Consider the following 24,220-nt stretch of genomic DNA (forward strand, 5'->3'; position numbering starts at 1 on the left):
ACGCCCCGAGTCTCGCTTCTCGCCTCCCGTCTCTCGCTTCTACCAATTGTCCACAGATTTTGCAGATTAAAAGAGACAGTCTCTTAGGTCTCATATACGCCCCGAGTCTTGGTTCTTGATTCTTGGCTCTTGTCTCGTTTCTCGCTTCTCGTCTCTCGCTTCTACCAATTGTCCACAGATTTCCCAAATTAAAATGAACAGTCTCTGTTCATATACGCCCCGAGTCTTGATTCTTAATTCTTGTCTCGTCTCTCGCTTCTCGCTTCTCGTCTCTCGCTTCTCCTAAAACGGTATTCTCACATTCACCGCCACATTTCTACCCAACTGATTCACGCCAAATGGTCTGAAAAGTGACATGTGGTCAAGATAGGTTCTGTTCAATAGGTTTGTTCCGCTGACAAATACATCAAGCATGTTTTTACCTACCGGAACACTTCCGCCTACATTCAAGCCAAGTAAGTAATAGCCTGGGGTATCGTCCTCCAATGGCGCAGATCTGTTTTGGTCAAATACCCAGTTTCCTAGGATACTGATGTATGGGTTTTTGATGTAGCCTGTGTTTTTTAACTTGAAATCCACTGTTTGCGTCCATTGGAAGGCAGGAATATAAGGTAGGAAACTCATATCCGAGCGTCGCTGACCGATTACGGCGCTGTAGCCTGTGGAGGCAGCAATCCATTTCATGCTGCTAGGATGGATGGTTAACTCCATTTCACCACCATACAAGCGGGCATCTGCTTGTTCGAATACCCATACGGTCAACTCTTCCACACGCTCATCCGTAGGGGCAAAGAAGATGTAATTGTCCACATGGTTGTAAAATACCTCTCCCGAAAGTGTAAAATTTGTTTGACTGTATCGAACACCAAAGTCTGTTTGAATATTTTGCTCTCTACCAAAACTGGCATCACCACGCTCAAAGCGGCTGGTACCAGGATGTGGCCCGTTGGAGAATAATTCAGCCAAATCAGGAGCGCGGAAACCTTGAGCAACATTCATTCGGAATCTCCAAGTGCTATTTGGGCGATAAGTTGCGCCTCCACTTGCTGTCACCCCATCAAATGTTCTTTCTAAGGTGCGGTCAGTAGGATTTTCTGGAAGAATGAAGCCATAGTCTACAAAGTGCTGTGCGGAAGCATCGGCAGTTACTTTTCTGTAATCATAACGCAAGCCACCTTGCAGCACCCATTTGTCTTTGTTGTAGTTTAAAAGAGCGTAAACCGAGCGGTCATCTTTTACTGCATCTGGAATTAAAAATTCACCTGCATCTTCATAATTGATGTTGCGCAAGTAAAAACCCTGAACACCCACAATAGCCTCCAAATGAGGTGTAAGCCCCTTGTAGTATTTCACGTCATACATGAAATTCTGAGAAATTAAGCCTAAATCAACTTCATCAAAATCATCTTCAACTTCTTCCCTGAAATTGAGGTGATAACCAAAGGTTGCCTTTATTTTATCTTCCCTTAAGTAAATATTGGTTTCAGAATTGATGAAATGATCGGTCACATCTTGCAAAGGTAATTGAATGCTTCTATCGCCTCTAGTAGTCACCAATTCGTCCAGTTCATCTTCTTCCAAGATTCCTAATTTTTGCTTGAGGTAAGTGTAGCGAATTCGGGTATCTCCCCAACTCCTACGGATGCCTGCTCCAGCTTTGAGGTTTTGGGTATTGAACCGGGTGTTGCCTACGGCATTGCCATCACCATCCAAGTAATCGGCATGGGACTCGGCGGCCCCTCGTAAAGACCAGAAGAATCCATTTTCATTGGCGCCTTTAACACCTACTTCCGAGCGAAGTCCTAGGGAATTGCTGAAAAACCGCAAATTGGCATCTCCTTCAATCACACCAGCATCTGCATCTTTTTCTTCAATCAAGTTGACCACACCGGCCATGGCACCCGAGCCATAAATTAAGGATGCAGGTCCTTTGATCAGTTCAATGTCTCCAATGCCTGTTTCTGCCAAACCCAACCCATGGTCTGCGCCCCATTGCTGATTTTCAAATCTTGCCCCTTGATAAAGGGATAAAACTCTGGAGAAAGATAAACCTCGAATTACAGGTTTGCTAATCCCTGGTCCCAAAGAGATTTCAGAAACTCCCGGTGTACGTGCAATGGAAGACATCAAGGATGGAGAAGGCATTTTCAAGATCTCCGTTCGGTTGATCTTTTCTATGCTGATGGGAGAACTCTCTTTGCTCATTACATAAGCACCGGAGATCACCACTTCTTCAAAATTGGTAATGGACTCTTCCAGCTCAACAACCAAATCACGACCAAATTGACCCGGTCGGATAGTCTGAACCTTATTGGAATATCCCACAAATGTCACTTGAAGGGTAATATTTCGGTCGGGAAGTCCTTGAATGATAAACTTTCCATCAAGATCGGTAACTACCCCTCGATTGAGTTCGGGAATGAATATGGATGCTCCTGGGATAGGAGAATTCGTGTTTTTATCTAAAACCCTACCGGTCAAAGAAATATCTTGGGCACCTAATATACCTGTGTACAGGAACATCAGTGCAATAGCAATAACAAAGCGCATGCTTGAATAAGGTAAGTAAAGGAATTTGTAAAATAAATTGGTAAGCCCCCGTGGAGGGTGGAAGTAGAAAAATCAGGAAATGGGTGGACCTCGATGGTCAAACCCTACAGGGAAGTGGTAGTGGACTGCTTCTGAAACGAAGCTGGAACCCAAAAATTGTTCTAAAGTAGCTGTTTCAGGTAAAACAACTTGATAGTCATACAGGAAGAAATTGGCATTGGATATCAAATCCAAAATGATCAACTCCATCTCACTATGCCCGTGGTCAGGAAGTTCTTGCTGTTCTTCGGTAATCAGTGGGTGGGCATGGGTGATAATTCTCCCACATTCCAATTCATGCGTGTGGAAAAACAATACACCATTGGCCAAGATGCTAAGCATCAGGGCTAGCGCAAACTGGCTAAATAGGGGTAGTATTTTTCTAATTGTTTGCATGATGGTTTAATTCTCAAACCTGCTCAGTTGGAATTTGTTGCAAACATAGGAAAGAATGTTGATGAAATAAGAATAATTTACGTTCGAGCTGTAATTCTTTGGTTGAATGGGGGAAATATGCTTTTTTTATCAAAAATCTATAAAAAATGAAAATCATCTATTTCTAAATATGACCTATGATGCCAAGGTTCAAACGGCCTTCATAGATTTAAGAAGGGATTTGACTTCTAGGATATTTAGTTTGCGGGCGGATAATGGATTTTTTCGGTTTGTAGGCAATCCCCGTCTTTTAAACGCTGAGGATGAAGTTGTTTTTATCATCGACCCAGAAAAATTCCAATCCTATCAGACAGAGAATGATCCTGCTTGTGTGCAGAGAATTTTAAATGCTGTAGCAATAGATGAAGATAAAGATCTAGTGTATTTGGAGCGAATGAAGATTGCAGAAAAAGATTCAATTAAATAAAACCAAAATGTCGAGTTTTGATTTAACAATATAGTTGTTTTTTATTGATAAAAGGCACGGAGTTTTAAGAAAAAAATCAAAAAGCAATTGAGATACACTCCTGTCATTTTTTTACCTTCACACCATGATTGATTTCAATTACAGGCCTGAAACCTATTTTAACGGCACTGGCCCCAATACCCTGATTTGCAAGTTAAGTTATCCCGAAAGTACTTGGGGAGATGAAATCAGCATCTTTGCCAATGTCTTGGATGGAATATATTATTTGGAGGCAGTGGATTTTTATGGGAATGAGTTTAAGCTCAACCCTGAACAAACAGATCAACCGCTTACGCTTCAAGAGTTGATCTTCCTGATCGAGACCATGGACGTGGACTTGGAAACTGCTCAAGGAAATGCAGCCTTGACCATCGGGGGAGTTCCTGTAGCAGAGAGCCCGCTCTACCCACAGTTAGAAGCGTACTTTGCTGAAAAAAGAAAATTATTCGGGCTGGATTAAAAGTCCAGCATACTGGAAAATCGGAAATTCAAACTGTGATTGGTACGAAACCAACACTCGTAGGTCTCATACGCAATGCAATCGTTTAGCTCCATACCCTGAAACTCTACTTTTTGGATGCTGTTTTGGGGAAGCCAGCTGCGGATATCGTTGGATTCATCTATGCTCAACTGAGAAAGCTGTACGATTTTTTGGCCTTTTACTTCTAGTGGTATTATTTTGTTCATAGCTTATCGTAATTTACACCACAAATGAAGCTTATTTATTCAGGAAACTGGTTAAGAGTGAATTATGAGAATGTTAAATTTTAGAAACCTACATGCTTAACCTGCTTCAAATCTTAATTTTTCTAATCTTAGGGTTATCCTTGCAGCGACTTCTTCAGTCACCTGATAAGCTTGCTGCATGGTTGAATCAATTATTAATTTCAGTGATTCTTCCAGCGCTTGCTTTGCGCTATCTGCCACGAGTAGAACTTTCACTTCAGTTGCTATTGCCAGTTTCTGTAGCCTATATCAGTTTCTTCCTCTCATGGTTCTTGTTTTCACAAGTAGGGAAGTGGAGGGGTTGGACGCGATCGGTGACGGGGAGCCTGATCATCACCAGCGGTTTGGCAAATACTTCATTTGTAGGAATTCCTGTCTTGCAGGCCTTGTATGGAGGCGAGGCAGTTAAAATCGCTCTGCTGATAGATCAAGCAGGTTCCTTTATTTTGGTCAGTACCTTGGCTATCATTGTGGCATCCATTTATGCAGCAGGGAAAAAGCGAAAACGTGATATTGCAGGCAAAATCCTCCGTTTTCCTCCGTTTATATTTTTCAATCTGGCGCTTGTTTTGAATTTAGTTGGTTGGACTGCGACTGGTTGGGTGGATGAATTGTTGGCCTGGATTGCTTTGGCTTTGACTCCCGTGGCACTCACTGCTGTGGGCTTACAAATAAAGATCAACTTGGAAGCCATTTCAACTAGGTTTCTTTGGTACGGATTAGGGTACAAGTTGTTATTAATTCCTTTGGTCACTTGGATTTTTTTGGGACCCCTGATGGATGTGGAAGGGTTAATGCTGAAAGTTCCCGTCATGGAAATGGCTATGGCTCCCATGATTACAGGTTCCATCATCGCCATCTCCCATGATCTCGAACCCAAGCTAGCGTCCCTCTTAGTGGGGATTGGGATTCCGTTGTCTTTCTTGACACTTGGGGGTTGGTATTATTTCTTGGAGTTTGGACAGTGAACAGTTGGCAGTGAACAGTGTAAGTAATTAGGAATGTGGAATGAAGAATGTGGAATGATTCGATTGTCGTTGTGAACCTGCGGGGTGGTTACAAGATGTTAATAGTTAAGTGTTAAAATGTGGATCAGTGGAACTAGCGCTGTATACCAGTTAGATATGCCGTTTTGTGGGTTTTAACCCACGTCCGTAATCGAATTTTTGAGACAGAATTTAATCGAATTTCCAACGAATACACCCAATCAATTGCCGTGGCTTTTAAGCCCCGGCATTGTAAGAGGAGTGAACAGTTGACAGTGAACAGTGTAAGCAATTAGGAATGTGGAATGATGAATGTGGAATGATTCGATTGTCGTTGTGAACCTGGGGGGAGGTTACAAAATGTTAATGGTTAAGTGTTCAGATGTGGATTAGGGGTACTAGTCCCGCATACTTGTCAGACATTCCCGCATGTGGGTTTCAACCCACGACATTGATCGAGTTTTTAAAACAAATTTTTCGCAAATTTCTAAGAATACACCCAGCAATTGCCGTGGTTTTTAAGCCCCGGCATTGGTAGTACAATGTATAATGTGAAATGAAGAATTTGGAATGATTTGATTGATCTTATGAACCTGCGGGGGTGGTTACATGATGTTAATGGTTAAGTGTTAAGATGTGGATCCGGGGTGCTAGTTTCGACACAAGTCAGATATGCCCTTTTGTGGGTTTTAACCCACGACTGTAATCGCGAATTTTTAAAACAAAATTTATCTGAATTTCAAAGGATACACCCATCAATTGCCGTGGCTTTTAAGCCCCGGCATTGGTGGTACAGTGTGTAATGAAGAATTTGGAATGTGCCTTTCCGGAAATTACATGATACTTTTTTCTAAGTATAATTCTCTTAACTACACGCCACTATAATATCGCCGAACCTGTCTACCACAGGTGGAGGTATATTTCAACTGTATTTCGCGTTAGCATATTTCTTTTCACCCCTGTCTTGATTCTTGTGTCATTGTCTAAACTCTCGCTCCTGCTTGCAGTAGGCAAGTCGGCTACCCGACTCCCTACTTGGTACTTTGTACTTGGTACAATTCCGTTCCTTTAATTCTTCTTCGTCGTATCTGGAGCCGTATTCCTCGGTCTTATCAAATTCCGAATAACTCGGGTAGCTTCGTCTGTAGCTTTTCCCTTAGCCTCGTTGACTTTGCGCTCGGCTTCTCTGCGGGCACTGTCCTGAAGTTGCTCGGATCGGACTTGGAGTTCTCTTTTGATACTGTCCTCTGCTGCTCGGAATTGTTGGGTGGCTTGTTCCTGAATGTTTTGGCGTTCGGTCTGAACTCTGCTTTGAACCGCAGTAGCCAGAAGATTTTCAATGCTATTACCACCCGCTAAAGAGAATCTTGGACTGGCATACGAACCTCCAAGATTGATTGCTACAGGTATCAATGTGCTAGTAGAGGCCTGGGTTCCTGAGATGGTGGCAAGTAGATTATTTGCAGTACTTCCAAATTTACCTGCTGGCACTTGCATGTTGATGAGGTAATTGATACTGCCATCAAAACCTGTGCTTCCTTGAATGTTGGCTTGATAGTCCCACAGACGCACATCAAATGGCTGCACATTTAATACCCCTCTTTCTATTTGGATTGGAATAGCAACATTTCTAAACACAAGTGTATTGGTTTCATTCAGTCTGGTCAAACTGGTGACTCCTTGCACCAAGGCGCTGTTTTGGTAGGATGCTTCGGCCACCCTCAAGATGCCTCGGCCATCCAAACTCGATAAAATCGGCATCATATCAGCACCCAATGTTCCAGAGAAATTCAAATTGGTATTGACAACACCCGTCAAATGTTGTGCAATTGGTGCGAGAATCTGAACCGTATTAAAAGCTTTGAACGATTCTGGAATGGAAAGGCTATTGATTGCCAGTCCAAAATCAAAGGTGGGTTTTGTTAAGTCACGTGGATCATAGGCACCATTCATGGTCACTTGTCCGCCGAGCAAACGCATACCAGTGTCTTTAAATGAAAGCACACCATTACGCAAGGTCATATTTCCCCGCACATCTCGCAAACTCAGATTGTCGTATAGCACTTCTGTGGCCTGTACATTCATGGTGAAATCAATGTTCGTGGGCAACGGAATTACTTCCAGAGCTTCATCGGATGAACTTGAGTCCTCCATCCATTCATTGACATTGAATTTATCCGATTGTATGCTCAATTGTCCACGAAGGGTGGCATCTTTCTCGAAAATATAATTCATATAATTGGAAAGAGAACCCGTAGCATTGACAGGGCTTTGTCCCAATTGTGAAGCAAATTCGGATAGGGTAACTCTGTCAGGGTTGAATTCTGCTTGGGCACTAGTGATCAAAATACCCTGAGGTACATCTGCACTACTAAAAGAGAAATTGGAAAGCTTGGCAAAGCCACGTGTGTCCAAACGGTTATACTGTTCTTTTTTCACTGCATCATAACTGCCTTTAGTAGTGATATCTGCTTGAATCTTTCCGGCTATCTCCATGCCCTCTTGGGGGAATATTGCCATCATCTTCCCTATATCCAACGCACCTTTGATCGCTCCATCCCAATTGAGAAGCTCGAAGTCTGAAATGCGCATCTTACCCTCTACCTTTTCGTTTTCCAATAGGAAACTAAATGGTTCCAGATTCACACGGAAATCATTCATCTTTCCACTAGGATTAAGGATACTCGCCTGAACATTTATTTGCTCTAAGGCAGTTGGGATATCACTATTCTTCACAAAACCATCTTGGAAAGCCAATTGAATATCCAGATTAGGCAGTTCTTTCTTTGCTTCATCGTAACGTCCTTTGGCAAGCGCCCGGACATCAAGCAATCCTCTGACTTGCATGCCGTCCACAGGGAAAATAGAGGTAAGTTCTTGCAGATTCAATTTCCCTCGAACACTGGCATCCATGTCATAGCTGCGAAGATTGGCAATGAAAAACCTGCTTTCAATGGGATTAGTACCCATGCGAAGGTTAAAAATCGGGACGTTGATGGTTGTATATGATAGGTCTGAAGTATTATTTTTTAAATGCATTTCCAGCTGCACATCAGATACCGGAAGTGGGAGGTCAGGGTATTGGAACATCCCGTCCATCACATTTAAACCAATGTCGAATGAAGGGAAACTTTCCTCACTGTACGAGCCTTTGAACATGCCCCTGAAATCTATCGTGCCCTCTGTTTTTAAACCTGAAAAACTTTCGGTGTACATCCCGGGAACTAAGGATAGCAAGGTTTTAAAAGAGCTTTCTTTGGAGAAAAATACCAAGTCAAAATCAATGCTTTCTTCTGGTAAAGCAATCATGCCTTTTAAATCAAACAAAAAATCATTCAGGGCGAAGGAGCCATCGCCCAACGTGAACTTCATTTCGTTAAGATCAATCCCTAACAAGGTTTCCCCTTTGAACTTTTTGTTGCTTAAATAATTGACACCTTCATAAGTCATAGTCAATATATCCGCACGCGCTTTCAAAGGCATTTCATATACATCCAAAGTAAAGTCTCCCGAACCCACAGCAGCTAAGTTTCCAAGTGCCATTAAGAAATTCAGCGAGCGATCATCGTACACCAAATTCACATCGTTTACTTCCAGTAAGTCAATGCCAATCTGAAGGTCACTTTCCGTTGGGGCCTCATCCGATGGATAGGTGATGTCATAGTTGGCCCGACCGTCTTCCAAGACTTTGACCAAAATATCTGCTCCGTCCAAGTGTACCCCCGTAAGTGTAGGGTAATCTCCAAAAATAACTGAGCGTAGATTGAAGTCTACCTGAACCCTGTCGACATGAATAAGCGTATCCTGTGCAAAAACCTCACGGCCCACAATCCCAAAGTCCCCAATGCTAATGGATATATTGGGGAATCGTCGGAAAAGACTTACGCTGACATTTCCCGGATTGTAATAAACATCCGCATTGATATTCTCTTCCAATGCCTGATCGACTTTCTCAATGATTTTACCCTTGAGGAAGGAAGGTAAAACGAATGCAGTGATCAATAAAAATACAAAAATTGATGCGATGATGATCCATGTCTTTTTCATAAGTATCTATGTTTTTGATGGTCATATGGAATAATCGGATTGATGGGTGGGTGTATGCGACAACCTTCAACCCGAATTCCTTTAAATTAAAACTTCAATTCACGGAAAAGACAAGTCTAATCTCAGCTTTTCCAATGCGTAGATAAAATATCTTGAATTTCTCTGTAGACAAGCGGAGTACTTGCGAGAATTTCCTTTCCAAAAAGGTAGTCTTTTCCACCTTTGAAGTCAGTTACTGTACCGCCTGCCTCTTGTACAATCAAAGATCCTGCCGCAACGTCATAAGGCTTGAGGTCATATTCATAAAATGCGTCAAATCTGCCTGCCGCAACATAACAAAGGTCCACAGCTGCACTGCCCATTCTCCGGACTCCATGGCAGGTTTCCATCAATGCTTTTAATACAGCTAGGTACTGATCCAATTGTTTAAACGCACTGTAAGGGAATCCCGTTGCCATCAAGCCTTCTGACAAACATTTGGAAGGGCTTACCTTGATAGGTTTTTCATTGCAAAAAGCGCCATGTCCTTTGACAGCAGAGAAACATTCGTCTTGATTGATCTCATAGACTACGCCCAACACGATTTCATCTAAATGCCGTAAACCGATGCTGACAGAAAAAACAGGTACCCCATGGATAAAATTCGTAGTCCCATCCAGGGGGTCAATGATCCAAGTCCAATCTTTTCCACTGGTACCTGCACTGCCTTCTTCTGCAATAAAATCAGCTTCTGGAAGTACTTGTTGCAAGCGAGAGACGATGATCATTTCAGCTTGTTTGTCCACGTAGGAAACTAGGTCATTCAAGCCTTTTTGTTCGACTTTGTCCAAATTAAAGTTCTGACGCTCCTTGCGGATAAATGCGCCAGCTTCTTTGGCAATGCTTTTTACTTTTTCTACAATATGGGTTAGGTCTTGCATGAGTTAGTCTTCTTCAGATGATTGCCATTTTTTTCGTTTGGCTTCGGATTTACTTTCTTTGATTTCTTCGGCTCCTTGGAGCAGTAATACAATTTCTCCTTTGGGAGGATTTTCAGAAAAATGGCTTAGCAATTCTTGTAATGTTCCACGTAAGTTTTCTTCGTAGAGCTTACTGATCTCCCGAGATACTGCTGCCATTCGCTCAGGGCCAAAAACTTCCGCAAACAGTTCCAAAGTTTTTTCTAGTCGATGAGGAGACTCATAGAAAATCATGGTTCGCGTCTCGCTGACCAAACTTTCCACTTTTGTTTTCTTTCCTTTTTTGTGGGGAAGAAATCCTTCAAAAACAAAGCGGTCTGTAGGAAAACCCGAATTGACCAAGGCAGGTACAAAGGCAGTGGCTCCTGGCAAGCAAGAGACCTCCAATCCAGCTTCCCGCGCTGCACGCACCAATAAGAAGCCAGGGTCTGACACAGCAGGTGTTCCTGCATCTGAAATCAGCGCCATCACTTCTCCTTTTTGCATACGCTGAATCAATTTTTCAATGGTCTTATGCTCATTGAAAATATGATAGGATTGCAGAGGACGCTGAATTTCGAAATGCTTCAAGAGTTTGCTTGACGTACGGGTGTCTTCGGCTAGGATGACATCCACGGACTTCAATATCTCGATAGCTCGAAAGGTCATATCCCCTAGATTGCCCACAGGAGTTGGTACAAGGTGTAAATGAATATGCTGATCAGCCGGCATATCCTAGTTGGTCGATGGCAGCTGCAAGTTTTCTATCCTTTTCAGTCACCACGTTTCCTGCATCGTGTGTGGTCAGTTCGATGGTGACGGTATTGTAGACATTGCTCCAATTAGGGTGGTGATTATGGGCTTCCGCCAAAAAGGCTACCCGTGTCATAAATGCAAAAGCTTCTTGGAAATCAGAGAATTTAAATTCCCGACGAAGTTTATTGTCTTGTTCGGTCCACATAGTTTTGGTGTTTTAAAGTGCGATGACGCCAGAGATTTTGGCTGCCTTTTCATAAACTGCAATGATGGCGTCACTGTTTGGCATCATGGCTTCGATGGTAGCACTGACATAAGTCCCCTTGGAGGATTGTTTAAACTGAATCGCATTATTGGGAAGTAAAGCTGCCAATTCATCCTGCTGTGCCACAGGGACGATAAATTTAAACATGTAAAGTGAGGGGAAGGTCGTTTGTGCTTCCAGTTTTTCTTTGAAAGCTTGGGTATCGAATTGTCCTTTCATGTTGCAAATTTAAGGATTTAAGTGGGGAAATGGTAATAGGGTGTGCTGAATAGATTTTTATGTTCTAGAAAAACAAAGAATGATATTTCTTGACGGAGTGCTGAAAAAAAATAATCCCATAACTATATGGTTAAACACAAGAAAAATTATTTCGTTTACAAAAAGAACTTATTCATGTATTTTGTAAAAAAAATCACAATAAACTCTTGCATTACACACACACACACACACTATTTTAGTTAAAAAAAGATGTAATGCTAAGGTGGGATTGGCAATCCGTATGACTCAAAAGGAAATCATTAGTCTTGTGTGTAAGACAAAATATTCACAAAACCATTAAATTAAAAAAAAACATGAAACGAAAATTATCTTTATTGATTGGCGGAGTCCTAGTATTTGGAGGGCTTTCTTTCGGTAATTTGACTATGGCTTCTGATGGCTCAAAATTTCAAAAAGAATATTGTTCCATAAGTCAAGCCGAAAAATGTAAACAAACAGGAACAACTTGCGATGGCAAAAAAATCTGCTTTTGGAAAGATGTTAAAGATGTCGTAACCATTGCTGCGGCAGCGGCAGCCATTGTGGCTTCTGTTTCATCTAATTAATAAATAAGTCTTTTATTTAGTTGTCTTATTGAGTTAGAAAAACATTGAAGATATTACAACGTAAACAAGTTAAAATACATAAGTAAATTGTACTTAGTGAAGATGTAGTAATAATGTTTAACTGAACTTCTATAAGGCAACTTTTCTTTTTATTTATGAAAAAATTAAGATTGATATATTTCATCCTCTTAATAGTCTCATGTTCAGGTGTAAATACGGCTATTGAATCTGTTGAAATTATAAACCGGGATACAAATTTTACCCAAAAAACGGTAATGATTGATAACTATATCATCACCATTGATTCCTTGACGCTCCCATTTTACGATTATTTTCAGTTGATCGAGGAGAATGGGGTTTCTTATCTGCTAGGCTTCAATCGACAGCAGGTTTCTTTGGATTTTATCCCCTTGGATGATGATAGTATCCCAATTCGCCACATCTTTTTTGAAGAAGATGGACCGGGAAGTATAGAGGCTGATTTAGATATGTTTTGGTACTTCAATTCTGACAGTATTGTAATGATGCAAGATAGAAGTAAGCGGATGAAGGTTTTTAATGTACGTGGTGAGGTAATTAGTTCACCAGCAGTTCAATTGCGGGATAACAAAGGAATGCAGCTTTACCCGGTAGCTTATGCACATCAAGGGCAAAGGCCTATTTTCGGATCCTCGAATTGGATATTGCCTGTGTATCCTGATACCGATGTCAAATCGACCAACTATTACAAAAAAGATAAGTTTGTAGTGTGGGATCCTGTAAATAATGAAACGAGAACTACCTTCGGTTCGTACCCGGAAGTTTACAGAGGAGATGCTTATTACGATATTTTGCGTGAACCGACCCTTACCCATTCGCACAGGAATACGTATTTAGTTACTTTTCCAGCAGACCCAAGTATCTATGAATATACCTTAGACAGTTCAATTGTACTCCAATACCACTATCCCAAATTGAAGCAGTATGAAAATATAGGTGTAAAAAGGGATGCTGATTTTCAGCAATTCGTCAACCATTATATTTCTTCTGCCTGGTTTCAGCAACTCCTTTTTGATCCCTATAGGCAGGTTTATTACAGGTTTTTGAAGGAGAAACAGGATTTAATAAATCCGCGGGGTACTAAAAATACTGCTTTGGATGCTCAATGGAAAATATTGGTAATGGATAAAGAGTTAAACGTAGTCGGTGCTATAGACTTGGATACCCAGGCTTACAACCCCATGTTCACATTTGTAAGAGAAAATGGCCTCTATATAGTTAGTAATGAACGGAAAAATGATGATGAAATGGTTTTCGGAATCTTTAACTGGGAAGAGTAATAAATTGATATACCTTCTTTTTCTTCTTGGTTGTGAGTCTAATGGTTTCAGCCCATATGCATATGGGCAAGATTTAGAATATTATCTTAAAGAATTAAATGTTCAGGTAACTACTGCGCAGGTTTTATTGTTGCCTTTAGATAGTTGTGGACTGTGTGTCGATGAAGTACTGGAACAGTTGGTAAAAACTGAGCACGAGATTTCTGTGGTTCTTTCAGGGAATGTGGTGTCAAAAGATAGGCTTGAAAAATCTAAAAGGTTAATTTCAAAAACAAACTTAAAAATCGTGATCGATGAAAACAACCTCATGAAATCGTATGATTTGAATGCATTTAGTCCTGTATTGATTAATGTTTCCGCTAAAAAATACAGTTATGTTTCGCTCTCTCTTCAAAACGCTGCTACTTATTTATAGTTTTTGCATGCTCGCCACAGCTATCAATGCCCAAGATGCTGTGCCTGAATTGGTTTATGGCTGTGAAAACTGTGTTCTGACATCTTATCTGCCCATGGGTGAACAGAAAGTGTTGATCTATGCCTCTAATAATAGGCCCGCGAAAAGGACGATGTACTTGTTGGATAAAGCGAATCTTGTAGTAGATGAAATGAAGATTGATGCCGCTCAAAGTTTTGTAAAGGTGAATGACTCCATTTTTAGTCCTTTGGACGTGAGTTATTCACTGATGATTAAAACATCCAATAATCGGTTTGAAGTGGTAGAAGCCTACGAATTTTACAATGGAAAGCAGCATGGGATCAATACTACGAACACATTTTTGAATCCAGATTATATTGTTGGTCGGGAATACTTGGAAAAGGGTCCAGATGAAACAGGAACACAAATTATTTTGATTAAAAGGCCTGGAGATAAAATTATCAATCCACGCAGAAGACTTCAGCACATAGGGTACGGTTTTACAAAAAATCCACCTTTTGATTATGGCTTTGTTTCGGCACAAGATACTACTGTAATATTTCATCCAAAAGGTGAAAAGATAGGTAAAGATAGTGAGACATTTGGCGCTTATTATGGATACAAGAAGGGGTTTACATTCATTTGGTCATCTTCGCATAAGACGCTAATTCGATTGCATAAGGATGGTAGTATTCAACGTTCAACGGTTCCCGTAAAGGAAGAAAATACAGAAATGAAAATGCTGTTTGATCACGAATATGGTGAGGTTTACCTGCTTTCATGGGAGTCTGGCTTAGGTGAGGATGCAAGCAAAACCTATACACTTCATAAGGTAGATGATGCCAATCAAGTTAGACCAATTTACAATCTTTCATTTTTTCCTTTGGTCATAGATAATGGTTACGTATATGAAGGAAGGCAAGGGAGAAAATCCTTCGATGTGTTTCGCTACCCTCTCAAAGGACAAGTACCCGAAAAGGTAGTTCCTTATGGGTACTAACTTGTCCTACACCACCACCCCATTGAAAGGATTAAACCTCCTTCTACCCACTTGCATGCCCACAGCCCTGCACACGGTCTTGTCTCCAAACTTGCCGTTGATGCGGTCCAGGGCTTGGTAGAGGCGGATTTGCTCGGCGGTGTCCTCAAAGAGGTTGATCTGATAGTTGCCATGGACCAGGTTGCTGAAGCGCACACCGATAAGCCGGATCAGCATGCGGCGGCTGTAGAGTTTTTTGAATAAGTCCTTGACCACCTGTATCAGCGTATGATCTGCAGAGGTGTAGGGAACGCGCTGCTGCACGGTATGGGTATCGAAATCGGAATAACGGATTTTCACGCTCACACAGGCGGTGAGCTGCTGATTTTGCCGGAGTTTGCCCGCTAACTGTTCCGTCATGGCGATCAGATGGGCTTCCAGCATTTTCACATCGATGGTGTCCTGCTCGAAGGTGTTTTCGGAAGAGATAGACTTGGCCTCCGAATAGGGGACTACAGGGCTGCGGTCTATGCCGTTGGCCTTTTCCCAGATGCTGAGTCCATTTTTCCCAAACGTAGCTTCCAGCAATTCCGAAGGCATCACTTGTAGGGTTTTGACCGTTTTGACTCCCATGTTGAATAAGGTGTTGGAAGTCTTCTCTCCGATCATGGGAATCTTCCGCACGGATAGAGGGGCGAGAAAAGGCTTCTCGTCTCCCCGTGGGATTTCCCGGTAATTGTTGGGTTTGGCCTCTCCGGTGGCTACTTTGGAGACGGTCTTGTTTTCGGACAGTCCAAGGGAAATGGGTAATCCGCTTTCTTTCAAGATACGCTCACGTAGTTCCCGAGCCATCTTCAGGCAGCCAAAGAAGCGGTCCATGCCGGTGTAGTCTATGTAGAATTCATCGATGGAGGATTTTTCAAAGAGGGGTACAGCCTCTCGAATGATTTCGGTGATTTCATGGGATTTTTGGCTGTATTTTTCAAAATCCCCCCGAATCAACAATGCCTCAGGACAGAGTTGCCGCGCTGTCCGCATGGGCATGGCGGAGTGTATGCCAAATTTCCGTGCCTCGTAACTGCAAGAAGCCACTACCCCCCGATCTCCCGAACCTCCGATGAGGATGGGCTTCCCTACCAAGCGATTGTCATACAAGCGCTCTACCGACACAAAGAATGAATCCAAGTCCATGTGCACAATGCTTCTCCCACTTTCCATCTTGTTAAATATTTTGACATTTTTGTGTTTATAATTTAAACATCATTTTTTATATTTGAAAGGTGTATGTGCACGCATGACAGCAATTGACGGAAAAATGTATCTGAACGCGAATATTAAATTTCTACGCAAGCAAAAGGGCCTGACGCAAGAGACGCTCGCCCATGCCTTGGGGATTAGTCGGTCTAAGTTGGCAGGTTATGAACTCAATATTTCCCCTCCTTTGGAGAAGCTGCTGGAGTTTGCCGATTATTTTGGGGTATCGGTGGATATTTTATTGAGAAAAGAGTTGGCTTCTCTTTCGGAGTACAAGCTAAGACAGGTATTGGAGACGGATCAGTTTCTTCGGGGTCGCAATCTCCGGATTCTGAGCACGACGGTGGACCAAGATGGGAGAGAGTTGATCGAGGTGGTTTCCCAAAAAGCCAAGGCCTCTTACTTGGCAGGGTTTTCGGATCCGGATTTTATTGAGGAATTGCCACGTTTTTCCTTGCCTTTTCTGCCGCAGGACAAGAAGCACCGGGTTTTTCAGGTAGATGGGGATTCCATGTTGCCCATTCCTGATGGAGCTTGGCTTGTCTGTGAGTATGTGGACGATTGGTTGGCTATCAAGGATGGGGAAAAATACGTGATCGTCACCGAGCAGGACGGTGTCACCTTCAAACTCGCTTACAATCAGATCAAGGAAAAAGAGCGGCTATTGCTTTGTTCCTCCAATCCTATTTATAAGCCCTTTTATGTGGCAATAGCGGATGTGCGAGAAGTGTGGAAGTTTCGGTTGATGATGGTGTAGGGAGGGAGACACGAGATGCTAGACACAAGACATAAGACAAATTTGTCCTGGAGAGACGATTTTAGTCTAATTGAAATAAGATAGAAATAAATGGAAATAAGGTAGAAATAATTGGGAATGGATATTGGGCATTTGGATGGAGAGGTTTGGGGGGTGGTGCAGAAATGAATTGAAATAATGTCCAGGTAAATTTGAAATAGCTTAGGGCATCCATAGGGCCGCTAGGCCTGTGGTCTTCGTAGAAAACAAATGTCTCATCTCAGCAAGAGGGCCTTTAGGCCTGAGGTCTTGGAGTGTGTCCCCATGGATGTTTTTTTGCGAGGATGGATATCGGTAAAGAGGATCCTGTAGAAAATATGGTTAGGTTTTATTTGCTGAGTGTTGAGAGTTAATGTTATTGTAATTGGGTTAGTAATTTCTATTTTTTCAAGTTGTAAAAAAATAGAAACCAATTACTTTGAGGAGCTTTTGGAGCTTGCTGAACTAAATGTTGAAAAATTAATAGTAGTTCCATTTGACTCTTCTTGTTCGGCTTGTTATCAAAATCTATTGACGTCAATACAAATTGATTCTCTTGATCTTACTGATAAAGGTTTAGCTTTAATTATCACAGGTGATGATAAGTGGGAACGAAATCGACATCAGAAAGTATTGGCTTCAAAGAATATACCGAATATATTTATTGAACCACAAAAATATTACAATTGGTCCTTCGTGAAGGATAATTTAAGCGAGTTATCTATTTTGTTGATTGATGGTAGTCAAGATGCAGATATCCGAATAGAGCCCTTAAAAGCTTCCAGTCAAAAGGATCAGGTCATTCAAATTAGCTCTTTTTTTGGGTTTATTGAGTAACAGCACTTCAATAACCATATTACTGTAAATGTAAAGTAGGTAATGCAAATCAAGAGACAAGAAACAAGAATCAAGTATTTTCAGGACGAGACAGTTTGTCGTTGAGAGACGATTTTAGTCGAATTGAAATAATTGGAAATAAGGTGGAAATAAAGTTGAAATAATTGGGATTAGCTATGGGACATTTGGATGGAGAGATTTGGGGGTATAGTGTGGAGGTAATGTTGAAATAATGTCCAGATAAATTGGAAATAGCTCCAGTATCCATAGGACCGCTAGGCCTGTGGTCTTCGTAGAAAACAATGGGATTGTGAAAAATAAAAAATCTGTGAAAATCTGCGAAATCTGTGGACCATCCTTTTGCGGACCTTGACGCTCGATCGTTGCCGGCGTGGCGTGAACCATAGAAGGGAATTGGGTTAAAATGTCGATTAAAACCCACAAAACAGTATATCTGACTTGTTTCTGGAATTAGCACCCCTAATCCACATTTCAACACTTAACCATTAACATTTTGCAACCACCTCCGCAGGTTCACAACGACTATCGAATCATTCCACATTCCCAATTCCATACTGGTCAATGACTCCACTCAGCCATCGATTACTTTCAATTACTCTAGAAGTCCATCGATCATGAGGTTTTTCCAGCTTGAGACCTTTATTCCATTACTTCTGTTTTGGTCCATTTGACCTCCGTAAAGGACGATTCCATTGGTGGCTCCACTCAGTTCCATCCAATAACTAAGATTTTTGAAATATTCACTGGTGACTGTTTTTCCGGATTTAATTTCAACTGGTAAAAGGTTTAATCCCTCATCAACGATGATGTCAATCTCTCTTCCTGTTTTATCTCGCCAATAAAACAGGTTAACTTCCTTGCCTGCATTGGTTCTTTTTTTCACTAATTCAGAAACAATGAAGGTCTCAAAGATACTTCCCCTTAATGGGTGAATGGATAACTGATCTTCCTTTAAAACCCCAAGTAAGGAACAAACCAATCCAGTGTCATAAAAATACACCTTGGGCCTTTTGGTAATTGTTTTGTTGAAATTTCTATAGTGTGGTCTGATCAGAAATACAATAAAACTACTTTCGAGGATCCCGATCCAGGACTGTATTGTTTTTGTATCCACTCCTACTTCAACAGCTAATGAAGTCATGTTTAATTCCTGCCCGGTCCTTCCTGCAAGTATTCGGATGAATCGCTCAAATACAATCAGGTCTGTTACATTTTTGATTTGTCTGACATCACGCTCAACATAGGTTCTGAGGTAGTTTGGGAACCAATCAGTTGGTGGAATTCCACGGTCATGTACAGGAGGATAAAAGCCGGTAAACTGAATTTTATCCTCAATCAATTCATTCTGTGGGTCCGACCCATAAAGTTCACTCAAGCTGAAAGGAAGTAATTGCAAATAGGCAACTCTCCCGGCAAGGCTTTGACTGATAGTTTGTTGCAATAAAAAATTATTGGAGCCGGTTAATATGAATTGACCAGATTCATCACTTTTATCAATGATTCCCTGCAAATAGGAGAACAGGTCTGGAGTTCGTTGGACTTCGTCTAAAACGGCTCCTTGAGGGTAGTTGCCCAAGAAGCCTCTCGGATCTTGCAGTGCATAATTTCGAGTATCAGGATCTTCCAAAGAAACATATGGCTTTTTAGGGAATAGGGATTTGACCAACGTTGTTTTTCCAGATTGTCTTGGTCCAATTACAGCAACAGCTTTAAACATGGAAGCTAGTTGCACTAGTTTAGAGGAAGCGGTTCGTTCAATCATAGGATAAAAATACGGAAAAATATGGAATCTGATTCCATATTTTTCTAATTTTTATCTTAATGATAGTTCGAGACTTCAAGATGTAGTTCCTGATTTTACTGGAATTTGGTTGAATGGAAAGCCTCGGAAGTGAGTTAGAAATTAGAAATAAAGGATGAAGGAGGACAGAGCGTTAAGAAAAGCTATTTTGATAACTTTTTAACGAGGAGCTAGGTTGGAGGGTAGGAAGAAAAGGAGAAAGAATCAAGACAATTTTGTCTTGGAGAGATGATTTTAGTCTAATTGAAATAAGTGGAAATAAATGGAAATAAGGTAGAAATAAAGTTGAAATAATTGGGATTAGCTATCCATTTGGATGGAGAGGTTTGGGGGGTGGGGCAGAAATGAAATAATGTTCAAATAAATTAGAAATAGCTCCGGTATCCATAGGACCGCTAGGCCTGAGGTCTTCGTAGAAAACAGTGGGATTGTGCAAAATAAAAATCTGTGAAAATCTGCGAAATCTGTGGACCATCCTTTTGCGGACTTGGCGCTCGATTGTTGCCGGCGTGGTGTGAACCATGGCGGGGAATTGGGTTAAAATGTCGAATGTGAAGGTCTTGGGGGACGTTTCAATGGATGTCTTTCAGTGCTAGGGACGTCCCTAGTTTTGCGGCTTTGCGCCTTGGCGTGAACTCTTCATCATTCCAAATTCTTCATTCCACATTCCTAATTCCAAACTACTCACTGGCTTCGACTCCGCTGACTTCGACTCCGCTCAGCCACCCACTAATCACCTAATCTACTAATAACTAATCACCTCATCCACTATTCACTAATATTAACACCTAATCATAGACAAAAATGCCAGAAATCCGTTATACCTTTGACAACTCTCCCGAGTTAAGTTGATTGGCATACTGAATACGCATACTACACCCTTTAAACAAGTGCGAAGATGAAAGATTATGCAGTGATGGAAACGCCATTGGGGAATGTCAGGGCTGAGGTCTGGGATGGATACTTGGTTCGCTTACAGTTTACAGAGGAACCTGCTACTGACAAATTTTTAGATGGCGTCTTAATGGATGTAAGAATACAGTTAGGATTATATTTCCAAGGAAAACAAGAGACTTTTGATGTTCCTGTTGCCTTGGGCGGTACCGATTTCCAACATGAAGTTTGGAAATTGATCAACACGATTCCTTTCGGGAAGACCACTACCTATGAAGATATTGCCAAACGTATGGGTAAGCCCCAAGCAGTCAGGGCAGTTGGTACGGCTGTTGGTGCTAATCCAATTTTAATCATGATGCCATGCCACCGCATTGTTGGTAAATCTGGACAATTAACCGGATATGCAGGAGGAATCTGGAGAAAGGAAAAATTATTGGAATTGGAAAGGAAGGAAAAAGTGGGGGTTCAGGTGGTTCTAAATTATTAGACGATATTTAGATATTGGATATTTGGATATTGATTTCTCCCTGAAAAGTTAAATTCGATTTTAAAAAGTAACGAACCCTTATTCGAAGTATGTGAAAAGCCTTCGGAAGGGTCGTTACTTTATTTTTTGTCCTTATTTCGTAAAGATTTCTTGAATGGGGTTGCCATCCGAGCCGTTTGGAAGTCGGATGTTCAATAGCATGGATAGGGTAGGAGTAATGTCTGTAATACTGGCGTAGCGGGTACTTTCACCTTGAGGAATGTTCCAGCCCATAAATGCAATGGGTACATGGGTGTCATAGGTGTAACCTGTACCATGAGTAGTTCCTTTCCACGAACTGCTTAGCCAAGCTGGCTCTAGAATCAATAACAAATCCCCCGAAGCTTTGTGATTGTAACCCATCTGCAACAAGGCTTTTCTTCCGTGGATGTACTCTTCTTTTCTTAAATCTGTAGCGGTATAAACTTCTTTAACACCTTCGAAGCGTAGTAGGAAAGAAGCTAGTTCCCGTTGGATGGTTTCTATAGATATCCCTCGTTCTGCTGCCAATTTATCATTTAAGAATACCTGTTCATTCGAAAAATTGAGGATCCAGTCACCTTCTCCAAACTTTTCGGAGGTAAAACCTTTCATCTGCGTCAGAATAAATCGGGTATTGAAATTGCCAGCCGGGACTCGCTCACTTTTCATATACTCAACAATATCCGCAACGGCATGATCTGCTGTAAGAAATATGAGGTAATTGCCTTGACCGTAAGTAGCGTCCAAATAGGTGAAAAACTTCTCTAAATCCCTGTCCAGCCTAAGGTAATTGTCTTCCAATTCTACAGAACTAGGTCCAAACCTGTGCCCGATATAGTCTGGAGATGAAAAGGAAACTGCTAAGAAATCTGTTTCTCCTCTTTTGCCTAACTGCTCCCCTTCAATGGCTGCGTATGCCATATCTAATGTCAATGTATTTCCAAAAGGAGTTGTTGAAATCAGCCCGTATTCACCATTATTTTCCATCAAACTTTTCAAATCATAAGGAAAAGCAGGCTTATCCATGCCAATAAATGGGCCTTCAAAATCATTGTCATCCGCAATGCTCTGAACGTAAGTTTCTAAAGGGAAAAGTGGTTCCCATGCTTGGGAAAGATATTTTTCAGCCAATTTTCGTTCATTGAACTGCTGTACCCAAGTTGGGAGGGTTTCATAGTAATAATCGGAGGTCATAAACTCCCCAGTTTTGCTATCAAACCAATAGGCATCGCCCAAGTGTCCAGCAGGTAAGGCAGCACCCCGATCTTTGATGGCAATGCCTACTACCTTAGATCGCTTATTGGTGGCGAATCGGAGTTCGTCCGTGATCGTGGTGGTCAATAGATTTCTTGGGGAAATTTTTCCATTGGATGCCGAGCCACCTACAGCATTCACAGTGCTATCAGAAGCACAGTAGATGGTTCTTCCTAAATTTTTCACATACCAATCGTTGGCGATGATTCCATGAGTGGCAGGGGTAGTTCCTGTGTAAACGGAGGCATGGCCAGGACCTGTATAGGTAGGGATGTAGTTATAATGTGCATTTTTCATCATAAAACCCTCCCGCATCAGGCGTTTGAATCCCCCGTCGGTGTAACGCTCTTCAAATTTGTAGAAGTATTCCTGACGCATCTGATCGACTACTAAACCAATGATGATAGCCGGTTTTTCTGCCTCTTGTGCTTGCCCCAACCACGAATAAAGGGCAAATGATATACTCAGAATAATTTTTTTCATCGCATGTTATAGATTATTCACTTGTTTAACCTTCCACAGGTATAGATTCGTTTAGATTTTTTAAAAAGTCATAGTATATTTCAAAACTACAAATTTGAACACGAATGAAAAATAAATTTCTTTTGACGGTTTGCCTGCTCATGATGAGTTGGGGTTTTATTGATGCACAATCGTATTTTGCTGACGGCTTGTCTGCTGCTTTTCATCAAGAAAGAAGAGAAGCGCTCCGGACTTTGATGCCTGCTAATAGTGTGGCGGTATTCTTCAGCAATCCTGTCAAAAACAGGTCCAATGATACAGAGTTTATGTACCGCCCCAATTCTGATTTTTATTACTTGACAGGCTTTCGCGAGCCCAATGCAGCTTTAGTAGTTTTTAAAGAAGCTCAGCTAATCGATGGTCAATCGGTCAAGGAAATTATCTACGTGCAGCCCCGTGATCCCCGTAAAGAGCAGTGGGATGGCGAGCGCTTGGGTGTGGATGGTGTAAAGACGAAGTTAGGTTTTGAAGTGGCATTTACTTATGCAGATTTCATGAAAAAGCCTGCTGTCAACTGGAATGGAATGCAGCAAATCCTTTCGTTCCCCATAGGAGATTTTGAGGGTGGGTCTTACAATGCTCCGTTGAAAGACATGGTGGCCACATTTAAAGGAATGAATCTCCGTACAGAGGCTCCAAGTTCGCCTAACTTGAATGAGTTGATGAATGCTTTGAGGGTGGTGAAAACAGAAGAGGAATTGGTTTTGTTGACCAAGGCCATAGAAATCAGTGGTAAAGGGCACATGGAAGCCATGCGTTCCATCAAACCTGGCGTTTCTGAAAGAGCTATTCAAGGTGTTCATGAGTTTGTCCACAAGGCTATGGGGGCAGAGGCAGTTGGCTACAATTCTATTGCTGGAGCAGGTAACAATGCGACCATTTTGCATTATGTGGATAATTACCAAGTAAACTTGCAGGAAGGCTTACTTTTGATGGATATAGGGGCGGAGTATAGAGGGTATTCTGGTGATATCACACGTACAGTTCCTGTAAAGGGTGTTTTCTCACCTGAAGAAAAAGCTATCTACGAAATTGTGTTGGAGTCTATGGAGGCTGGCATTGCTGCCTGCAAGCCAGGTGCGGACATGCGTGATGTACAGCAAGTGTCCAGAAAAGTGATAGATGATGGCTTGGTTCGTCTTGGAATAATCAAAAAAGGAGAGCGCCATCCGTATTTTCCTCATGGCATTGGGCATCACTTGGGCTTAGATGTGCATGACCGTGGAGGCAATGTAAAATTTGCCCCTGGCATGGTCTTGACTGTAGAACCTGGAATTTATATTCCTGAAGGCAGCAATACAGATCCAAAATGGTGGAGAATTGGTGTGCGGATCGAAGATAATATTCTTATCACTGAAAATGGACATATCAATCTTTCCAATTTCGTTCCAAAGACTGTGGAAGATATCGAAGCGATTATGAAAGAAGAAGGGGTGTTGCAGAAGTTAGCAGTTCAGTGAACAGGGAGGTGATTTAGAATGTAGAATGAGGGATGTAGAATGATAGGGTGTAAGTGAACACTGGGGAAGTTAGGATGAGAAAATAGTTGCGAAGAGGTAAGTATTAAGACTCAAGATACGAAGATTCGATAACCTTAGATGTGATT

22 protein-coding genes are annotated in these 24,220 nt (G+C 41.6%); 11 read left to right on the plus strand and 11 right to left on the minus strand.

The genetic code is table 11. The features are described 5' to 3' along the window. Nucleotides 1-282: 282 nt before the first annotated feature. On the minus strand, nucleotides 283-2,550 hold the full coding sequence (locus IE080_RS09325) for a TonB-dependent receptor (RefSeq protein ID WP_189581142.1): 2,268 nt from the start codon (nucleotides 2,548-2,550) through the stop codon (nucleotides 283-285). Nucleotides 2,551-2,622: 72 nt separating this feature from the next. Next, nucleotides 2,623-2,985, minus strand: a complete 363-nt coding sequence (locus tag IE080_RS09330) for a DUF8478 family putative metalloprotein (RefSeq protein ID WP_189581145.1) — start codon at nucleotides 2,983-2,985, stop codon at nucleotides 2,623-2,625. A 169-nt stretch (nucleotides 2,986-3,154) separates the two neighbouring features. Here IE080_RS09330 and IE080_RS09335 point away from each other — a divergent pair, with 169 nt between their 5' ends. Beyond that, nucleotides 3,155-3,451 (plus strand): hypothetical protein, encoded by a 297-nt coding sequence (locus tag IE080_RS09335; protein ID WP_189581148.1) that lies wholly within the window; start codon nucleotides 3,155-3,157, stop codon nucleotides 3,449-3,451. 124 nt (nucleotides 3,452-3,575) lie between these two features. Then, nucleotides 3,576-3,950: a UDP-glucuronosyltransferase gene (locus tag IE080_RS09340; protein WP_189581151.1), complete on the plus strand. Its 375-nt coding sequence runs from the start codon at nucleotides 3,576-3,578 to the stop codon at nucleotides 3,948-3,950. Here IE080_RS09340 and IE080_RS09345 read toward each other — a convergent pair. Further along, nucleotides 3,947-4,177, minus strand: a complete 231-nt coding sequence (locus IE080_RS09345; RefSeq protein WP_189581154.1) for a hypothetical protein — start codon at nucleotides 4,175-4,177, stop codon at nucleotides 3,947-3,949. The two genes, IE080_RS09340 and IE080_RS09345, sit on opposite strands and share 4 nt — an antisense overlap. Before the next feature lie 92 nt (nucleotides 4,178-4,269). Here IE080_RS09345 and IE080_RS09350 point away from each other — a divergent pair, with 92 nt between their 5' ends. Next, nucleotides 4,270-5,184 (plus strand): AEC family transporter, encoded by a 915-nt coding sequence (locus tag IE080_RS09350; RefSeq protein WP_189581157.1) that lies wholly within the window; start codon nucleotides 4,270-4,272, stop codon nucleotides 5,182-5,184. 1,086 nt (nucleotides 5,185-6,270) lie between these two features. On the opposite strand, the gene IE080_RS09355 is transcribed toward IE080_RS09350, so the two are convergent. The 5 genes from IE080_RS09355 to IE080_RS09375 all read right to left on the minus strand — a co-directional run bounded on the left by IE080_RS09355 (nucleotide 6,271) and on the right by IE080_RS09375 (nucleotide 11,427). Then, nucleotides 6,271-9,249 (minus strand): AsmA-like C-terminal region-containing protein, encoded by a 2,979-nt coding sequence (locus IE080_RS09355; protein ID WP_189581160.1) that lies wholly within the window; start codon nucleotides 9,247-9,249, stop codon nucleotides 6,271-6,273. 122 nt (nucleotides 9,250-9,371) lie between these two features. Beyond that, nucleotides 9,372-10,169: an inositol monophosphatase family protein gene (locus IE080_RS09360; RefSeq protein ID WP_189581163.1), complete on the minus strand. Its 798-nt coding sequence runs from the start codon at nucleotides 10,167-10,169 to the stop codon at nucleotides 9,372-9,374. Nucleotides 10,170-10,172: 3 nt separating this feature from the next. Further along, nucleotides 10,173-10,919: a 16S rRNA (cytidine(1402)-2'-O)-methyltransferase gene (gene rsmI, locus IE080_RS09365; RefSeq protein WP_189581166.1), complete on the minus strand. Its 747-nt coding sequence runs from the start codon at nucleotides 10,917-10,919 to the stop codon at nucleotides 10,173-10,175. Then, nucleotides 10,909-11,148 carry a 4a-hydroxytetrahydrobiopterin dehydratase gene (locus tag IE080_RS09370; RefSeq protein ID WP_189581169.1) on the minus strand — a complete coding sequence of 80 codons (240 nt, stop codon included), beginning with the start codon at nucleotides 11,146-11,148 and terminating at the stop codon, nucleotides 10,909-10,911. Before IE080_RS09370 ends, rsmI begins: the two co-directional genes overlap by 11 nt. A 12-nt stretch (nucleotides 11,149-11,160) precedes the next feature. Then, on the minus strand, nucleotides 11,161-11,427 hold the full coding sequence (locus IE080_RS09375; protein WP_189581172.1) for a DUF493 family protein: 267 nt from the start codon (nucleotides 11,425-11,427) through the stop codon (nucleotides 11,161-11,163). A 353-nt stretch (nucleotides 11,428-11,780) separates the two neighbouring features. Between IE080_RS09375 and IE080_RS09380 the strand changes: the two genes are divergently transcribed. From IE080_RS09380 to IE080_RS09395, 4 genes are all read left to right on the plus strand, one after another. Next, on the plus strand, nucleotides 11,781-12,032 hold the full coding sequence (locus IE080_RS09380) for a hypothetical protein (protein WP_189581175.1): 252 nt from the start codon (nucleotides 11,781-11,783) through the stop codon (nucleotides 12,030-12,032). 275 nt (nucleotides 12,033-12,307) lie between these two features. Further along, the gene (locus IE080_RS09385) at nucleotides 12,308-13,351 is read left to right on the plus strand and encodes a DUF4221 family protein (RefSeq protein WP_229800571.1); all 1,044 of its coding nucleotides are present in this window, start codon (nucleotides 12,308-12,310) and stop codon (nucleotides 13,349-13,351) included. Further along, entirely contained in the window at nucleotides 13,296-13,766 is a 471-nt protein-coding gene (locus IE080_RS09390) for a hypothetical protein (RefSeq protein ID WP_189581181.1), read from the plus strand. Before IE080_RS09385 ends, IE080_RS09390 begins: the two co-directional genes overlap by 56 nt. A 7-nt stretch (nucleotides 13,767-13,773) precedes the next feature. After that, complete coding sequence (locus tag IE080_RS09395; protein ID WP_189581184.1) at nucleotides 13,774-14,766, plus strand: hypothetical protein; 993 nt, start codon at nucleotides 13,774-13,776, stop codon at nucleotides 14,764-14,766. A gap of 6 nt (nucleotides 14,767-14,772) precedes the next feature. Here IE080_RS09395 and dinB read toward each other — a convergent pair whose 3' ends face one another. Further along, complete coding sequence (gene dinB / locus IE080_RS09400; RefSeq protein ID WP_189581187.1) at nucleotides 14,773-15,963, minus strand: DNA polymerase IV; 1,191 nt, start codon at nucleotides 15,961-15,963, stop codon at nucleotides 14,773-14,775. A 97-nt stretch (nucleotides 15,964-16,060) separates the two neighbouring features. Here dinB and IE080_RS09405 point away from each other — a divergent pair, with 97 nt between their 5' ends. Together IE080_RS09405 and IE080_RS09410 are read left to right on the plus strand one after the other, a co-directional pair. After that, nucleotides 16,061-16,756 carry an XRE family transcriptional regulator gene (locus IE080_RS09405; protein WP_189581512.1) on the plus strand — a complete coding sequence of 232 codons (696 nt, stop codon included), beginning with the start codon at nucleotides 16,061-16,063 and terminating at the stop codon, nucleotides 16,754-16,756. 381 nt (nucleotides 16,757-17,137) lie between these two features. Beyond that, a complete protein-coding gene (locus IE080_RS09410) occupies nucleotides 17,138-17,611 on the plus strand; it encodes a hypothetical protein (protein WP_189581190.1) in 474 nt (157 codons plus the stop codon). Between the two features lie 613 nt (nucleotides 17,612-18,224). Here the strand turns inward: IE080_RS09410 and IE080_RS09415 are convergent. Continuing rightward, nucleotides 18,225-19,394, minus strand: coding sequence for an ATP-binding protein (locus IE080_RS09415; protein WP_189581193.1), 1,170 nt, complete (start codon nucleotides 19,392-19,394; stop codon nucleotides 18,225-18,227). A gap of 937 nt (nucleotides 19,395-20,331) precedes the next feature. Here IE080_RS09415 and IE080_RS09420 point away from each other — a divergent pair. Beyond that, nucleotides 20,332-20,817 (plus strand): methylated-DNA--[protein]-cysteine S-methyltransferase, encoded by a 486-nt coding sequence (locus tag IE080_RS09420; protein ID WP_189581196.1) that lies wholly within the window; start codon nucleotides 20,332-20,334, stop codon nucleotides 20,815-20,817. A gap of 132 nt (nucleotides 20,818-20,949) precedes the next feature. On the opposite strand, the gene pafA is transcribed toward IE080_RS09420, so the two are convergent. Then, the gene (gene pafA / locus IE080_RS09425; RefSeq protein WP_189581199.1) at nucleotides 20,950-22,575 is read right to left on the minus strand and encodes an alkaline phosphatase PafA; all 1,626 of its coding nucleotides are present in this window, start codon (nucleotides 22,573-22,575) and stop codon (nucleotides 20,950-20,952) included. Between the two features lie 104 nt (nucleotides 22,576-22,679). Here pafA and IE080_RS09430 point away from each other — a divergent pair, with 104 nt between their 5' ends. Beyond that, a complete protein-coding gene (locus tag IE080_RS09430; RefSeq protein WP_189581202.1) occupies nucleotides 22,680-24,074 on the plus strand; it encodes an aminopeptidase P N-terminal domain-containing protein in 1,395 nt (464 codons plus the stop codon). Nucleotides 24,075-24,220: the final 146 nt, after the last annotated feature.

Source organism: Mongoliitalea lutea (genome assembly GCF_014652135.1).
Lineage (GTDB): Bacteria > Bacteroidota > Bacteroidia > Cytophagales > Cyclobacteriaceae > Mongoliitalea > Mongoliitalea lutea.

Coding starts and splice junctions, on each gene's coding strand:
- IE080_RS09405 (WP_189581512.1), top strand. CDS start 16,061: ATGTATCTGAACGCGAATATTAAATTTCTACGCAAGCAAAAGGGCCTG.
- IE080_RS09355 (WP_189581160.1), bottom strand. CDS start 9,249: ATGAAAAAGACATGGATCATCATCGCATCAATTTTTGTATTTTTATTG.
- IE080_RS09420 (WP_189581196.1), top strand. CDS start 20,332: ATGAAAGATTATGCAGTGATGGAAACGCCATTGGGGAATGTCAGGGCT.
- IE080_RS09345 (WP_189581154.1), bottom strand. CDS start 4,177: ATGAACAAAATAATACCACTAGAAGTAAAAGGCCAAAAAATCGTACAG.
- IE080_RS09430 (WP_189581202.1), top strand. CDS start 22,680: ATGAAAAATAAATTTCTTTTGACGGTTTGCCTGCTCATGATGAGTTGG.
- IE080_RS09350 (WP_189581157.1), top strand. CDS start 4,270: ATGCTTAACCTGCTTCAAATCTTAATTTTTCTAATCTTAGGGTTATCC.
- IE080_RS09385 (WP_229800571.1), top strand. CDS start 12,308: ATGATTGATAACTATATCATCACCATTGATTCCTTGACGCTCCCATTT.
- IE080_RS09375 (WP_189581172.1), bottom strand. CDS start 11,427: ATGAAAGGACAATTCGATACCCAAGCTTTCAAAGAAAAACTGGAAGCA.
- IE080_RS09325 (WP_189581142.1), bottom strand. CDS start 2,550: ATGCGCTTTGTTATTGCTATTGCACTGATGTTCCTGTACACAGGTATA.
- IE080_RS09415 (WP_189581193.1), bottom strand. CDS start 19,394: ATGATTGAACGAACCGCTTCCTCTAAACTAGTGCAACTAGCTTCCATG.
- IE080_RS09390 (WP_189581181.1), top strand. CDS start 13,296: ATGAACGGAAAAATGATGATGAAATGGTTTTCGGAATCTTTAACTGGG.
- IE080_RS09380 (WP_189581175.1), top strand. CDS start 11,781: ATGAAACGAAAATTATCTTTATTGATTGGCGGAGTCCTAGTATTTGGA.
- IE080_RS09395 (WP_189581184.1), top strand. CDS start 13,774: ATGCTCGCCACAGCTATCAATGCCCAAGATGCTGTGCCTGAATTGGTT.
- IE080_RS09370 (WP_189581169.1), bottom strand. CDS start 11,148: ATGTGGACCGAACAAGACAATAAACTTCGTCGGGAATTTAAATTCTCT.
- dinB (WP_189581187.1), bottom strand. CDS start 15,963: ATGGAAAGTGGGAGAAGCATTGTGCACATGGACTTGGATTCATTCTTT.
- rsmI (WP_189581166.1), bottom strand. CDS start 10,919: ATGCCGGCTGATCAGCATATTCATTTACACCTTGTACCAACTCCTGTG.
- IE080_RS09335 (WP_189581148.1), top strand. CDS start 3,155: ATGACCTATGATGCCAAGGTTCAAACGGCCTTCATAGATTTAAGAAGG.
- pafA (WP_189581199.1), bottom strand. CDS start 22,575: ATGAAAAAAATTATTCTGAGTATATCATTTGCCCTTTATTCGTGGTTG.
- IE080_RS09330 (WP_189581145.1), bottom strand. CDS start 2,985: ATGCAAACAATTAGAAAAATACTACCCCTATTTAGCCAGTTTGCGCTA.
- IE080_RS09340 (WP_189581151.1), top strand. CDS start 3,576: ATGATTGATTTCAATTACAGGCCTGAAACCTATTTTAACGGCACTGGC.
- IE080_RS09360 (WP_189581163.1), bottom strand. CDS start 10,169: ATGCAAGACCTAACCCATATTGTAGAAAAAGTAAAAAGCATTGCCAAA.